Source organism: Kribbella caucasensis (genome assembly GCF_004361855.1).
Classification (GTDB): domain Bacteria; phylum Actinomycetota; class Actinomycetes; order Propionibacteriales; family Kribbellaceae; genus Kribbella; species Kribbella caucasensis.
In genome coordinates this window covers 54321-68311 of sequence record NZ_SNWQ01000001.1, presented here as the reverse complement: position 1 = coordinate 68311, position 13991 = coordinate 54321, and the positions used below count along the sequence as shown (strand labels likewise).

Below are 13991 nucleotides of genomic sequence, written 5' to 3'. Positions count from 1 at the left end.
GGGCGTTCCGGCCAGGGTGCGGGCGAGGGTGACTCGATTGGGTAGAGGCATGCTGAAGATGTCTCTGGGCGCGGTGCGGGATCGGTGGCACTTGTTCGCCGGTGCTGTGGTCGCGGTGGCGTTGGGCGTCGGGTTGGTGCAGTCCGCGCTGCAGGTGATGGCCGCGACCGATCGGCCGCAGGTGCCGACCGGAGTGCCGGCGATCGAACGCGCTCGGATCCGGGAGGGGTATGCGGGCGCGGCGACGCTGCTTGGGATGTCAGTGATGCTGGCGGTGTTCCTCACCGTGTTCATCGTCAGCACGACGTTCGGGTCCGCGGTCGTTCAGCGGCGCCGGGAAATCGGTCTGCTGCGGTTGATCGGCGCGCAGCGGGGCGGTGTACGGCTGATGCTGTTCTGCGAAGCCCTCGTGCTAGGTGTTCTGGGGATCGCGGCCGGGGTGCCGATCGGGTTGCTCGGGACGTGGGCGCAGTCGAAACTGCTGATCCACGTGGGCATGTTGCCGCCTTGGTTCCACGCGCCTTGGGAGAACGGCGCTCTCTGGGCGGCTGCGACGGTCGGGTTGTGTACGGCGCTGACCGGCGTACTGGCCGCTGCGTGGCGGGCCTCGCGGATCAGTGCGCTCGAGGCGTTGTCGGAGTTGCCGCAGACGTTGCCGGTGATGAGCGGCTGGCGGTGGTTCTGGGGGATCTCGGCCGCCGGGTTCACCGTGCTGATGGTGATCGCGGCGCAGGCCGCGCGGGACTTCGTCGCCGGGCTGGTGATCGCGTTGGTGGTGATGATCAGCGGCTCGGTCGCGCTGAGTCAGCTCAGTCCGCTGGTGGTTCCGTTCGCCGGGCGGCTGCCGGGTTTGGTGCTGCGCGGCAGCCTGGTGGCGGAACTCGCTCGCGCCGGAGTCCTGTACGCCGTACGCCGGTCCGCTGCTACGGCGGCTCCGTTGATCGTCCTGGTGGCACTCCTCGTCGGGTTGTGGGGCACGTTCGGCTCGCAGGCGAAGGCGGTCGGCGAGGAACAGCGGCAACTGATCGCGGCCGATCTCGTCGTCGGCGGAGTGGTGGCACCCGGCAACGACATCGCGGCCGTCTCGGTGCAGACGACCGTACCGGTGACGGTGATTCGCATGCAGGGCAAGAAGAAACAGACGACGTACTCCGATGCCGTCGGCATCGACTCGTCGGCGTACCAGCGAACCCATCGACTCCGGCCGCGCAAGGGATCGCTCGATCAGTTGTCAGGAGCAACGATCGCGATCGGTCCCGGGATGGCGGCCGAGGGGTACAAGCTGGGCTCGACAGTGACCGTGGTGATCGGGGCGAAACGCCTTGCGGTGAAGGTGGTTGCGCTGATGCCGGAGACGCCCGACGTGAGCGAGAACTTCTTCGTCCCACGGTCGCTCATCCCACCCTCGGTCGGGCGAACCGAGTCGTTGGTCGCACTGTCGCCGGGAGTGGATCCGGCTGTCGTGGGCGCGCGGCTCGGCGGCGACGTACAGACGGTGAAGGAATGGGCCGAGGCGCGTGGTGAGGCACAGTTGCGCGGCAACACGGGACTCTTCGCGGTGCTGATGGGGTTGGCGGGGGTCTATGCGGCCGTTGCCGTGGTCAACGCTGTGGTGATGGCGGCGGCCGATCGTCGGCGGGAGTTCGCCCTGGACCGAATGGCCGGCCTGACTCGGCTCCAGGTGGTTGGCGTGGCGGCGATCGAGTCGTTGACCGTTGTGGTCGTCGGTGTCTTCCTCGGCTCTGTGGTTGCGGCCGCTGCACTTGCCGGTATCGCGTCGGGAACAGCGAGGACGTACGGCGTGGTGGTGGTCGCCGTCCCGTGGAAGCTGCTCGGGTTGATCCTGGGCTCGGCGCTCGTGGTGGTCGGGTCGACGGCCGCGCTCACCGCATGGACCGCAACCTCCCGTCCGCCGATCACATTGCTCAGCGGACGGGAGTAGTCGTCAGCGCCGAACGCCCGCGTTGATCATCGAGCGGACGACGAGGTGGTGGAACGGGCGGATCAGGTTGTAGTAGAACTTGCCGACTCCCCGCTTGTACTGCACGAGGGTGACCACCTTGTACTCGCGCACCGGCGTGGCGTCGTCGGCGACGATGATCGCCAGCTGCGCGGTCAGGTGGTTGTCCTCGACCCCGAGCACCAGGTAGTGGTGTTCCTCGCCGCGGATCACGGTGAAGAACGACACCTGGTCGCCCGGCGCGAAGCTGACCGTGTCCGGCGTGAGCCGATCGTGGAGTGGTACGCCGACCATGTCCAGGCGCAGCACCTTGGCCACCACGATCCGGATGCCGAACAGGGCCTTGACCCACACCGGGCTGTAGCCGAGCGAGCCGGCGACGAACTGGCGCAGCGACACCGGACCGCGCGCGGCCTTCACGTCGACGACATCGGAGGTCGGCAGCAGGTCTTCCAGTTCGGGCAGATCCGTACGTGTTGTCATGGGGGCTCCCTCAGTCGAAGGTCGACTCGCCAGTGGCCAGTCGCAACGTCATCTCGTAGAGGTCCCGCAACTCCCGCTTGGACAGCGGGGGCAGGACTTGTTCGGCGCCGATCAGCAGCAGATAGAGCAACTGGGCCAACCGATCCGGGTCGTCGACGCCGTCGATCCCCTGGCAGAGCGCACGCAGGTAGCCGGTCCGGGCCTGATCGACCCGTTCCTGAGCAGCCCGCGCTTCGGTGTCCTGCAAGGCCCAGGCCCGTACGGCGATCTCGAGCTCGGCGTGATCCTCGTCGGAGAGCACCAGCTTCAGCAGTTTCCGCAGCTTCACCTTCGCCGGGGCGTCCGGTTCCTTCTCGACGGCGTCGATCAGCCGAGTCGTGAACTGCGTTTCGAAGTACTCGAGCAGGGCGGTCCGGAAGTCGCCCACGCCCTTGAAGTGGTGGTAGTACGAGCCCTTGCTGAGCCCCAGCTGGGCGGTCAGCCGCTCGATCGTCACTCCTGGCGCGCCGTCGCGCGCCAGCATCTCCAGACCCGCATCCAGCCAGGTCGTCCTCGTCGCCATGACGCGACCATACCATACCGTTTGGTATGGTCGACAGAGATCAAGAAGGCGGGCGACTTGGAGGTCGCCCGCCTCTCTTCTGGCCTGTCAGGCGTCGGCTGCGGTGAGGGCTTCGGCTTCGGTCTTGGAGTGGGCGGTTGGGATGCGGAGGTGGGCCAGCGGTTTCCAGCCGGTCGCCAGCGCACCGACGGCGAGCAGGACCGCGAACGCGCCGACGTAGAACGGGAGCTGGACATTGACCTCCTCGCCGAGCTTGCCGGCCAGCCAAGGAGCGACCGCACCGCCGGAGAAGCGGACGAAGCTGTACGCCGCGGACGCCGTACCGCGCTCGACCGGAGCCGCACCCATCACCGCCTCGGTGATCAGCGTGTTGTTGACGCCGAGGAACAAGCCGGCCACGACAACGCCGATCGCGAGCACCGGCTTGTGGTGCGCGTAGACCCCCATCACCGCGAGATCCGCGCCGAACAGCAGCAGCGACGTCATCACCACCGGCAACGTCCCGAATTTCCGCTGCAGCACAGGCGCGAGGAACACCGACGTGAGCGCCAGTCCGATGCCCCAGCCGAAGAAGATCAGCCCGATCTGCCGCGCCGACATCGCCAACGGGAACGGTGTGAACGCCAGCAACGTGAAGAACCCGAAGTTGTACAGCAACGCCGTGACCGCCACGGTCGCCAGAGACCGGTGCCGCAACGCCTTCAACGGTTCGAGGATCGACGTACGACGCGGGGCCGGCGGCGAAGCGGGCAGCAGGAACGCGGTCGCTGCTAACGCGATCGTCATCAGTACGGCGACGCCGAAGAACGGGCCGCGCCAGGAGATCGTGCCGAGTTCACCGCCGACGAGTGGGCCGGCCGCGATCCCGACGCCGAGCGCCGCCTCGTACAGGATGATCGCCTGGGCGACCGAACCGGACGCGGAGTTCACGATGGTGGCCAGCGCGGTCGCGATGAAGAGCGCGTTGCCGAGACCCCAGCCGGCCCGGAAGGCGACGATCGCGCCGATCGAGTTCGACAGGCCGGCCAGGGCGCTGAACACGACGATGATCGCGAGACCGATCAACAGGGTGCGCTTGGCGCCGATCCGGCTGGAGACCGCGCCGGTGATCAGCATCGCGACCCCGATGACGGCCATATAGCTGGTGAACAGCAACGACACCTGCGAGGGGCTGGCGTGCAACTGCTCCGCGATCGGTTTCAGGATCGGGTCCACCAGGCCGATGCCCATGAACGCGATCACGCACGCGAAGGCGACGGCCCAGACGGACTTGGGTTGGTTCAGGAACGAGTTGCGGGTGCTCACCGGGCGTTTGCCTCCATCGGTTCGAGGGTGAGGATTTTGTGCATGACTATGACGGCGGCTTCGAGGGTCGCGATGTCGTTGGCCGGCAGTTGACTCAACCGGCTGGCGATCACCGCACCGGCTTCCCGCCGGCCGCGGTCGAGCACGGCGAGGCCGGCGTCGGTGAGGCTGATCAGACTGGCCCGCGAGTCGGCCGGATCGGGCTCGCGCCGGACCAAGCCGCTCTCCTCCTGGCGCTGGACCAGCGTCGACATGGTCGGCTGCGAGGACCGATCCGCCTTGGCCAGCTCACTGATCCGGGTCGGCCCCAGTTCATCCAGCCGCCCCAGCAACCGCATCGCCGCAGGCGGCAACGCAGTCACATCCCGGCTCCCCAACCTGGTCAACCGAGCGGCCGCCACCAGTACGCCGACCCCAAGCTCCGACAACTCATCCGCGATCACACGCTGCAATATACATAGCATTACTATGCATCTCCAGGCATGGCAGTGCTATCTGTCGTGATTGATGTCGAGATTCACTAGATCTCAGATTTCGTCCCGTCAATCTGAGATGTGTTCTGGGGCAGCTCAGGTCCGACTTGAGCGCGCTGGAGGGTGATCCGCGGTCTAACAGGCTTCTACTGGACGGTTGCAGACATGGGTGACGTCAGTGAGAGTGACAGGCTGCGACGTCAGGTCAGCGCGTGCGAGGCCCGTGGTGTCGGTTGCCGAGCAGCCGGCGATGCCATTGGCGCTGCGCTCTGGGAAGGATTGGCGACGAGGGCGCCGGTGAGAACACCTCGCTCTACGAAAGATCGCTCCAGGGAGCGGCCCTCGCGACCAGCAGATCGAGCTCAGGCGACGTGGACGGCGGGAGGCTCGGCGAGCGCGAAGAGGCGGTCGAACACCGGAACCCGGTCGAACTGCAACGCGTACGCCCGTGCGCGCCGCTCGGCTGCCGCCCGCTGCTCGTAGGTCCAGTCGCACACGACCTCATCAAGCACGGTCCGCAGCGTGGCCGGGTCACGCTGCGGCACCAGCAGGGCCGTATCACCGACCGCCTCGGGTACGCCGCCGGTTGCGCAGGTGATGATCGGCCCGCCGCCGGCAAGAGCCTTCTCGACCAGCGCGATCCCGAACGTCTCAACGAACTCCGGCTGCTCGCGTGTCGGCAGCACGAACGCCGCGCTCCCGGCCATCAGCGCCGGCTTCTCCGCGTCGTCCACGTCGGTCAGCACCTGCACCCGCTCGCCCAGGCCCGCTGTCGCCACCCGCGCCACCACCTCATCTTCCTGCGGCCCGCGCCCGGCCAGGACCAGTTGCACCCGCTCGGCTGACCGCGACCCTGCGTAGGCGTCGATCAGGTCATCGACCCCCTTCGCCGAGGCGATCCTTGACAGGAACAGCACGTACCCGTCCCGCGAAAGGCCGCGTCGGGCAAGAGTTTCGGCGATCCTGTCATCGGTGAGCGACAGGTAGGACCAGGAGTCGACCGCCGGGTAGGAGATGGCGATCCGCTCACGGCACCGCTGTGCGAATGTCGTGCCGTGCATGCCGTCGAGGGTCGCCGCCGAGGCCACGATCAGGTCCCTGGTGTACTCCGACACCGCCACGCAGTGGTCGGCCGCCAGGTAGACCGACAGGATGTGCGCGGCCGCCCCGAACCGGCCGGTGTCCACGCACTCGCGCACCACGTTGGTGATGTCGGAGCCCACCGCCTCAGCCACCGTAATGACCCGTGCGGGCCCGATCCGGCGCGCCACCTGGACGGCCTCCTGCACGGCGATCGCGTGCGGGCTCAGGTACAAGGACATCGCCACCGTCGGCACCCCGTCGCTGAACAGTTCGACCAGCCGCCCGATGAGCCCGGACAGGTAGCGCCCATCCGGAACCCGGTAGTCGCCAACGGGATCGGGCCGCTCCACGGTGATGCCAGGGCTGTACGGCAGCACGCGGTCGAGTGGTTTCAACGGCAGCCCGGCCGCCTCCAGCGCATCCAGCGGCCAGGTCACGATCCGCACGTCGTCGAACCCGCGGGTGAGCGCCACCTCCGCGAGGCACCGTGCCTCACCGGAGTGCCCGCAGATCACCGGGTCGGCGCGGACAACAATGACCAGGCGGCGGTTGGGTGCGGACGGGACGAGCGTGTCGTCGGCGACGCTCATGCGTCACCTCCAGTGGCGTGCAGCGGGTCGGATGTGGATGGTGGCCTGATCTGAGTGCCCCAGCCGGAGGGCTGAGGGCCGAGCTCGATGTGCAGGTTGCGGATGTGCCGCAGTTCCCGGCCGGAGATCCAGGGGCGTTCGAGTGTCTTGCCGTTCACCGCGATGGATTGGACGTAGGAGACCGGTCCGCCTGCCTCGACCGGCTCGAATCCTGTGGTGGTGATCGACAGGTCGCCCTCCGGCAGCCGGGTCGTGGACTCCGCCACGGCCGGCGCGCTCACCAGGAACAGGTTCTGCCCAGCCACCGGGAACAGCCCGAGCGTCGCCCACACGTACCACGCAGACAGCCCGCCGGAGTCGTCGTTACCTGGCAACCCGCCCCGGCCGGTGCCGAACTGGTTGGCGACGGCGGCATGCACCACCTCTGCAGTTCGGTCCGGCCGTCCCGCGTAGTGGTAGGACCACGGCGCCTCGTAGTCCGGTTCGTTGTTCAATCCCTCGAACCGGCACAGGCCGTACCCGGCGTCCATCTCGGCCACGCTCGGCGCCACCCCCGGCTGGGTGACCGGTGCGGCGTCGTACCCGAAGAACCGGTCGAGCAGCCCCACGAACGCCTCATCGCCGCCGGCGAGCGCGATCCGGGCGCGCATGTCGTGCAGCAGCCGGAAGGAGTAGTTCCACCGGCCGCCCTCATAGAACGTCGAGTCGCGCAGCAGGCCGGTGCCCGGGTCGTACGCCGCCCGCCAGCCATGGGCGAGGTCGCACATCTGCTGGGCCAGCGGCCGGTCGCGCACCTTGCGGGCGATCGCCGCGGTGCAGTGGTAGGCGTACGCCAGGTCGAGGGTGTGGCTGATCGGGTGCGCCACACCGTGCACCAGGTAGTCCTCGCCGTACGTCCGGCGCAGGTCCATCTCCAGGTGCACCATGGCCCAGTCCCAGTCGATACCAGGCAGATCCAGTTGGCACAGGTCGGCCAGGAAGGTGTGCGCGAGCGCGCTGCCCTGCCGGGAGAACCGGTCGGCGCCCTTGGCCATCCGGTAGCCGATCGGCAGGTTGCCCTCCTGCTCGCAGACCGACAGCATCGAGTTGGCCAGCGCGACCGAACGCTGCGGGAACAGCGTGGTCATCAGCGGTAGCTGGGTGCGGTAGATGTCCCACATGGTGCAGATGTCGAACGCGTACGGGCCCTCGGTCGTCCACGACGGGCTCTCGTCCGGGGCGAAGCACGGCTTGACCAGCGAGTGGTAGAGCGCGGTGCCGAAAACCGTTGCCTGGTCATCGGACTCGGCCTTGATCGCAACCTTGCCGAGGTGGTCGCGCCAGGTGGCTGCCGTGTGGTCGCGCCGCCCGGCGAATGTGGCCTGGGTGCGGCCGACGTCCGTGTGCAGGTTGTCGCGGGCCGTCTCACACCCGCGCAGGGAGAACCCCAGCCGCACCTCGACGGTCTGCTCGGCGCGCGAGGGGCCCATGAAGATCAGCCCGAACGGCCGCAGTGTGGTTGGTCGGATGTAGTCGAAGTCGAGGCGGGTGCCGCCGGGCATCAGGCGCCGGTCGTACCACAGCAGCTGCCGCCACCCGGGGGCGTCGACCTCCAGGTGCACGGCCAGCGGCACCCCCTCGACGTGGATCTCCCCCTGAGCCACCCCCGGCTCCAGCATCGCCAGGTGCGCCTTCAGCGGCACAGTCTGGCTGTGCGGGATTGCCAGGCCGCCGGTCGAGGCGTCGATGACGATCCGGGCGGCGTCATGCGCCGGGAAGGTGTACCGGTGGACGGCCGACTTGGGGCCGACCGTCACCTCGCAACGCACCCCCGAGCTCAGCGTCGCCGCGTAGTAGCCGGGCTCGGCCACCTCCTCCAGCAGGTCCCACGTGGTGCCCAGGTCATCGAGCGGGCCGAGCATCGGCGTGACCCGGAAGTAGTTGTAGTACTTGCGGATCGCGCCGGTGCCGGACTGCTGGAAGTGGGTGAAGCCGGAGGCGACCGGGCGGTCGTACAACAGGTCGGGCACGCCCTCGGTGTTGAAGTCGTACAGCCCGTAACCGGTCGGGTAGGCCCCGGAGTACGGGCAGGCCGACACCATCCCGAAGGGGTGCATGGCGCCCGGGTGGGTGTTGCCGACCTGCGGCTTGGGCCACCACCATGTCCCTGCCAGGCCCTTGGGCGTGGGCAGGTCGGTGGCGCCGGTCCCGATGAACGGGTCAACGTGCTCGTACATCATCGGGCCTCACCGCCTCGCGCGGCTGATGTGGACTCTCAAGGTAAGAAGCGCATGTTTCAGCCGCGTGACCGAAGGAGACGCGCAGGTTACGACCGGGCCGGGGTCCCCGCGTCTTGCCCGATCGCCATCGAGCGCGCCCGTCGGCCGGCAGCAGAAATCGGTGATCCGGCGGCGCACCCCGGTCTACGTTCCGACACATGACTGAACTCGCGGCGACGTTCCAGCAGCAGGCAGCGGCGGAGGCGTGCTAGGCCGGCTGATGACCGCACGCCCCACCGAACCACTGATTCGAGCCCACGAAATGGGCATCTACAAACGCTACTTCGACCTCATCGCGACCGGTCGAAAGACCACCGAGATCAGGGTCAACGATTCCAGCCGCAAGAACATCAAGCCAGGCTCCCTGATCCGGTTCCGTTGCCGAGGCGAGGAAGTACTCACCCGTGTCACCAGAGTTGTCCGGTATATCGACTTCGACGCGATGTTCGACGCCGAGTCGGTTGCCTCAGTCAACCCCTTGGCGACACGGGAAGAACAGCTCGCCAACATCCGTCAGATCTACCCGCCGGAGCGCGAAGCCCTCGGCGTTGTCGCCATCGGCATCGAACTGGTAGAACGCGCGGCAGTCCCACCTGGATCGGTGACCAGTTCAAGGCGGTCGAGTCGATCGGCTATCAGCGCTACGGCCTCGACCTGACCTTCGTTTGGCCGGTGTTCTGGCTGGCCGCACCAGACCTGGTCCGTTCCGAGACGGCAGCGGCCGGTAGCCAGTTCGCCGACGCGACCATCCGCGGCGCCTGGGCCACCCTGTACGCCCTGCTCGCGCTGCTCTGGCCGCCCGCCGCCGGGATGGATTTGGTCCTGGCCACCGCGCTCGGGGTGGGCGGCGCGGACACGACCGGGCCGCTCACCCCCGAGGAAGGCGCCGAGGTCACCCGGATCTGCCGCAAGGGACGCTGGCTCACACAGCAGCTCTCAACAGGCAGCGAAGGTGGTGCGAGCACGACCCATCGCGATGCTGCAAGCAGGATCTGTGGCTGCGGCTCGGACGTCCGCCCTCTGGCCAGCTAGCGCCGTAGATCAATCGGATTGCGGATCCTCGATCTCAGATGGCTCCCGCGCCGGAAGTCGAGAATCTGAGATCGCAAGCGAGGAAGGATCTGAGATCGATCCAATCTCGACAGTGATTGTCGAGATTGGCTAGTTCTCAGGTTCAGGGGCCTAGATCTGAGATGTGTTTTGAGGTTGGTGACTAACAGTGGGGCGGCTGTGACTGGGGTGGCGGCACTCTGGCTACTGGCACGGGGCCGCGTCGGGCGGCCGGTACGGGTGTCGAGATAGCGATCGATTCTCAACACCCGCCTTATGGTCAGGAACGAAACGCTATTGAGGCGGGCGGTGGTTGGCGAGGCGATCCGACGCCGGCGGCCGGCGTCACGGCCGAGGCTGGGTGTGGACTCGACTGGCGGCGCGCGGTCGGAGTCTTCACGCTGGTCGAGTTACTGAATGGCTTTGTGGCGGCGGAGCCGAGCGGCTGCGGCGAAACCGGCTCCGGTCATGGCGATCCCGCCGAGTGTTCCGGCGCCGATCTGCGCCAGGTCCAGATTGCCGTCGCTGTCTGCGGGAAGGGCCACTGGTTCTGCGTGGTCGTTCCCACCGGGTTCGGGTTTGTTGATGGCGCTTGCCGGCGCGCTGATGGTCAGCGGGAGGCCGGCGATGCCGATGGTTGCGGCGATGGCGGCGATTCTGGTGACGGTCTTGGTGGCCATTGGAATCCACTCCTTCGTTGGTTGGACATGCCAATGACTGTCCGGGATAAGAAGTGCCGCTGACATCGGGTACTCGCGCTCAGATTGGAGGTCGTTCGCCTTACATCGTTGCTCCTTGGATCAGCCGTGCCTTAGTTGCCGCGGCGACCTCGCGGCTGGGGGATGTGCCGGTGTTGCGAGCAGATTCGATACGTGCACTTGGGCATCGCGCCCACCAAATTGACCGATGGGCGGGGCCCGACGGCCCGCTCATCTACTGACACGACGGCTGCAGCGGACCGGACCGCCGGCGCAACATGTGCGATGCGGGCAATGTCGCATCCGTGCTGGATCAGGTCTCCATGCGCCGACCCCACGGCGCCGGTGGTGAGATTGCAGGCTAGGGGCTCTATTGCAGGCTAGGGGCTCTATGGCCACACTACGATCGAGGGCGCATGATGGGGCATGGCCGGCTTGCAGGTCGGACGCGGGGTCGAGGCTGCGGCACTGCGAGGATTGATCGCGGATATGCCGGAGCGCTCAGCAGCCGTGGTGGTTCGGGGTGAGGCGGGCATCGGTAAGACACTGCTCGTCCGGTCGGTTCTCGACGAGCACTCCGGTAGCGGTGTGCGGATCCTTCGCGGAGCCTGCGCGCCGATGTCCGGGGCGACTGCCTACAGCGGCCTCGGCGCCACGGTCACGGCTGCGCTGAGCCAATCCACAGCATCCGGCCAGTTCCCGTCGGCTGCGGCGGCCCGAGCATGGTCAATGCAGGCCCTCGCCGGCGTGCTCGACAGCGACGCGGCGCAGGGCACGGTCTTGCTGGTCGAGGACGTTCACTGGGCGGACTGGTCCACGCTGGACTTCCTTGCCCATTCGACACGTAACCTGCCCGAGCGACGGTTGCTGGTCCTGCTGACATGGCGCGACGAGACTGCCCATCCCGACCGCCTGACCTGGCTGGCGGAACTGCTTCGCTGCCCGGCCGTGATCGACATGCCGCTGCGCCGATTGACAGCTGAGGAGACATCGGAGCAGTTGAGCGGTCTCCAACCCGGATGTACGGCAGAGACGATCGCTGCCGTCTACCAGCGCAGCGCAGGCAACCCCTACCTGAGTGCCGAGCTGATCCGCGGTGACCTAACCGTCCCCGCCTCGTTGCGAGCGATACTGCTCGCACGATTGCAAGGGCTCTCGCTGGCGGCCCGGACGGTCGTCGCCGCCACCGGCACGCTGGCTCGAGCCCTCGACGACGACGATCTGCTGGCCGCGGTCGATGGCGCCGCCGACGCCGTACGAGAGGCTTGCGACTCGGGCCTGGTAATTCGCGACCCGGCGGCCGGCTGCACAGCGCGGCACCCGGTGATCGCCGAGGTCGCCTATGAACAGTTGCTGTCTTCTGAGCGGCGCGACCTGCATGCGCGACTCGCGAAGCACTTGGCAGCCCGCGTTCTCACCGATGCCAGCGCAGCACAGCTCGCCGAGGTCGCCGAGCAGTACCGCCGCGCGAGCGACCGAGACGCGACCTTCACGTGGGCCCTAGCAGCGGCCCGGGTCGCCGAGAAGGAGTACGCGTACACGGAGGCTGGCCATTGGTACTCCGTCGCTTCGTCGCTGTGGCAGCCATCGGACCTGGCCGATGACCGCGCACCGCAGCGCCTCGTCCTCGCAGAGCGGGCGGCCTCGCTGCTCGGCGGTGCCGGTCAGCACGCCGAGGCTCTCGCCTTGCTCGAGGAGGCGGTAGCCGACGGCGACGGTGAGATGGGCACGCTGGAGGCCCTGCTGATGCGGGGCAGGCTGCGCGCGCTGGCCGATGACCTCGCCGGCGCGATCGAGGACATCGAGCGAGCACGGCGTCTGGTGCCAACCGACGACGACCGGGCGGTTGGCCGGGTCTGCATCGCGCACGCGATGCTCCTGAGTCCCTATGCCCGCTCGCCCGAGGTGGCACGGGCCGCCCGGATGGCGCTGGAGCACGCGACCCGCGCCGGCGACATCCGAACGGTCGGGCAGGCTCGGGCGATGCTGGGAGGGGTCGCCGCAGATGAGGGCCGGATCGAAGACTCACTCGACGAGGCGCGGGCCGCGCTGACGATCGCTCGCGACCTCGCCGAGCCGGAGGATTTGGCCAGGGCGGGGGTGGCGCTGACCTACGCGTACGGCGTGCGCGGAGACACCGACAGCGTCGTGGCCGTCGCGAACACGATCCAGTCCGAGCTCCGGCGCCTGATGGCCGACGAGCACTGGCTCGAGGGCATCGTCGAGTCCAACGCCGTCTACAACCTTTACGCGGCCGGCCGATGGGATGAGGCACTGAGCCGCGATGACAGAGGCCGCCCCCCGTCCGGACCGGCGTTCAAGGACGCCCAACTCGCGCTGATCCACATGGCACGCGGGAACCTGCAGACCGCTGTCGAGCTGATGCGAGGACAGGAACTCCTCGCCGTAGACGATCAGCCCCAGTTCAAGCGCGACTATGCACAGACCGAGGCCCAGCTGCGCCTACTCCAGCAACGCCCGCGCGAGGCGCTGGCCCTTTCGCTGGACGCCGCCGAACTCAGCCACGACACCGAAGACGAACTGGTGTCCGCCGGGCTGCTACGTGTCGGTCTCGAAGCAGCGGTCGCGTCGCAGTCACCCGACGGCTTCGATCGACTCGTGGCGCTCCTTCGGCGCGCCGTATCCGGGGACGAGGCCGCAGCCCTGGCTGCGATCGTCGACGGCGAACGATCCCGGATCCGCGGCACGCCCGACTCGACCCCATGGCTCACCGCCGCACAGGAATGGGCGTCACTCGGCCGGCCGTACTGGGAGGCGCAAGCCCGACTGAGGGCAGCGGAGGCGCTGCTGGCTCATCGCGGGCAACCTGGCTCCCGCGGCCGGGCGACCGGCGAGCTGGAAGCGGCGCGACAGGTCGCCGAGCAGCTCGGCGCGGCGCCGCTGCTGGGCCAGATTCAGGTGCTAGCGAAGGTCGCCCGGATCCATCTCGACGACTCCGTGACCGAGCACCACGAGCAACGCGCGGCCACCACAGACCCACACCCACGGCTGACCGAGCGTGAACGTCAGGTTCTTGCCCTGGTCGCGGCCGGACGGACAAATCGCGAGATCGGCGCGACGCTCTACATGAGCCCCAAGACTGCCAGCGTGCACGTCACGCACATCCTCGAGAAGCTCGGCGTGCAGAGCCGCGTCCAGGCCGCCGCCGAAGCGATCCGGCTCGACCTTACGGGCAACCCGGCACCACCCGCCTGACGCGGCATCGGGTGCTCAGCCCAATGAAGCAACCGGGTCTGGATCCATGGCCACACCATCCCGGCGGTCAATATGGGCCTGGTGGCAGTGTGAGCGGCGGTTGGGGACCGCGACCTGCTGGCCGTGCGCACAGCCGGAGCTCCGAGCCGCGCAGCTGACGACGTGTCGCTCCCAGACCCGGGGTCGCGGTCGTGGTGGGTCCTGGAGAGCTGGGAGAGGCCGGCTGCACGAGAGTCTTGAGGACTGCGCGCGTCTGTAGCGACAGTGTCGACGACGTTGTACGGAGCGTTCGGCTGGGTGCTGTACTCAAATC

11 protein-coding genes are annotated in these 13991 nt (G+C 68.0%); 4 read left to right on the top strand and 7 right to left on the bottom strand.

What is annotated here, in order from left to right; translation table 11 throughout:
* Positions 1–49: 49 nt before the first annotated feature.
* Positions 50–1942, top strand: a complete 1893-nt coding sequence (locus EV643_RS00335; RefSeq protein WP_238165250.1) for an ABC transporter permease — start codon at positions 50–52, stop codon at positions 1940–1942.
* Between the two features lie 3 nt (positions 1943–1945).
* Here EV643_RS00335 and EV643_RS00330 read toward each other — a convergent pair whose 3' ends face one another.
* The 6 genes from EV643_RS00330 to EV643_RS00305 form a co-directional block, all read right to left on the bottom strand.
* On the bottom strand, positions 1946–2443 hold the full coding sequence (locus EV643_RS00330; RefSeq protein WP_133797897.1) for a DUF2867 domain-containing protein: 498 nt from the start codon (positions 2441–2443) through the stop codon (positions 1946–1948).
* A gap of 10 nt (positions 2444–2453) precedes the next feature.
* Positions 2454–3005 (bottom strand): TetR/AcrR family transcriptional regulator, encoded by a 552-nt coding sequence (locus EV643_RS00325; protein WP_133797896.1) that lies wholly within the window; start codon positions 3003–3005, stop codon positions 2454–2456.
* Positions 3006–3092: 87 nt separating this feature from the next.
* A complete protein-coding gene (locus EV643_RS00320; protein WP_238165249.1) occupies positions 3093–4310 on the bottom strand; it encodes an MFS transporter in 1218 nt (405 codons plus the stop codon).
* Positions 4307–4753: a MarR family winged helix-turn-helix transcriptional regulator gene (locus EV643_RS00315; RefSeq protein ID WP_166665275.1), complete on the bottom strand. Its 447-nt coding sequence runs from the start codon at positions 4751–4753 to the stop codon at positions 4307–4309. The genes EV643_RS00320 and EV643_RS00315 overlap by 4 nt, the downstream gene beginning before the upstream one ends.
* A gap of 392 nt (positions 4754–5145) precedes the next feature.
* Positions 5146–6456 carry a glycosyltransferase gene (locus EV643_RS00310; protein ID WP_133797894.1) on the bottom strand — a complete coding sequence of 437 codons (1311 nt, stop codon included), beginning with the start codon at positions 6454–6456 and terminating at the stop codon, positions 5146–5148.
* Complete coding sequence (locus EV643_RS00305) at positions 6453–8675, bottom strand: glycoside hydrolase domain-containing protein (protein ID WP_238165248.1); 2223 nt, start codon at positions 8673–8675, stop codon at positions 6453–6455. Before EV643_RS00305 ends, EV643_RS00310 begins: the two co-directional genes overlap by 4 nt.
* A 259-nt stretch (positions 8676–8934) precedes the next feature.
* Between EV643_RS00305 and EV643_RS00300 the strand changes: the two genes are divergently transcribed.
* Positions 8935–9372 carry an ASCH domain-containing protein gene (locus EV643_RS00300; RefSeq protein ID WP_133797893.1) on the top strand — a complete coding sequence of 146 codons (438 nt, stop codon included), beginning with the start codon at positions 8935–8937 and terminating at the stop codon, positions 9370–9372.
* Between the two features lie 14 nt (positions 9373–9386).
* Positions 9387–9746, top strand: a complete 360-nt coding sequence (locus EV643_RS00295; protein ID WP_133797892.1) for a hypothetical protein — start codon at positions 9387–9389, stop codon at positions 9744–9746.
* A gap of 428 nt (positions 9747–10174) precedes the next feature.
* Here the strand turns inward: EV643_RS00295 and EV643_RS00290 are convergent, their stop codons facing one another.
* On the bottom strand, positions 10175–10444 hold the full coding sequence (locus tag EV643_RS00290; RefSeq protein WP_133797891.1) for a hypothetical protein: 270 nt from the start codon (positions 10442–10444) through the stop codon (positions 10175–10177).
* 444 nt (positions 10445–10888) lie between these two features.
* Here EV643_RS00290 and EV643_RS00285 point away from each other — a divergent pair, with 444 nt between their 5' ends.
* Complete coding sequence (locus EV643_RS00285; protein ID WP_133797890.1) at positions 10889–13678, top strand: helix-turn-helix transcriptional regulator; 2790 nt, start codon at positions 10889–10891, stop codon at positions 13676–13678.
* Positions 13679–13991: the final 313 nt, after the last annotated feature.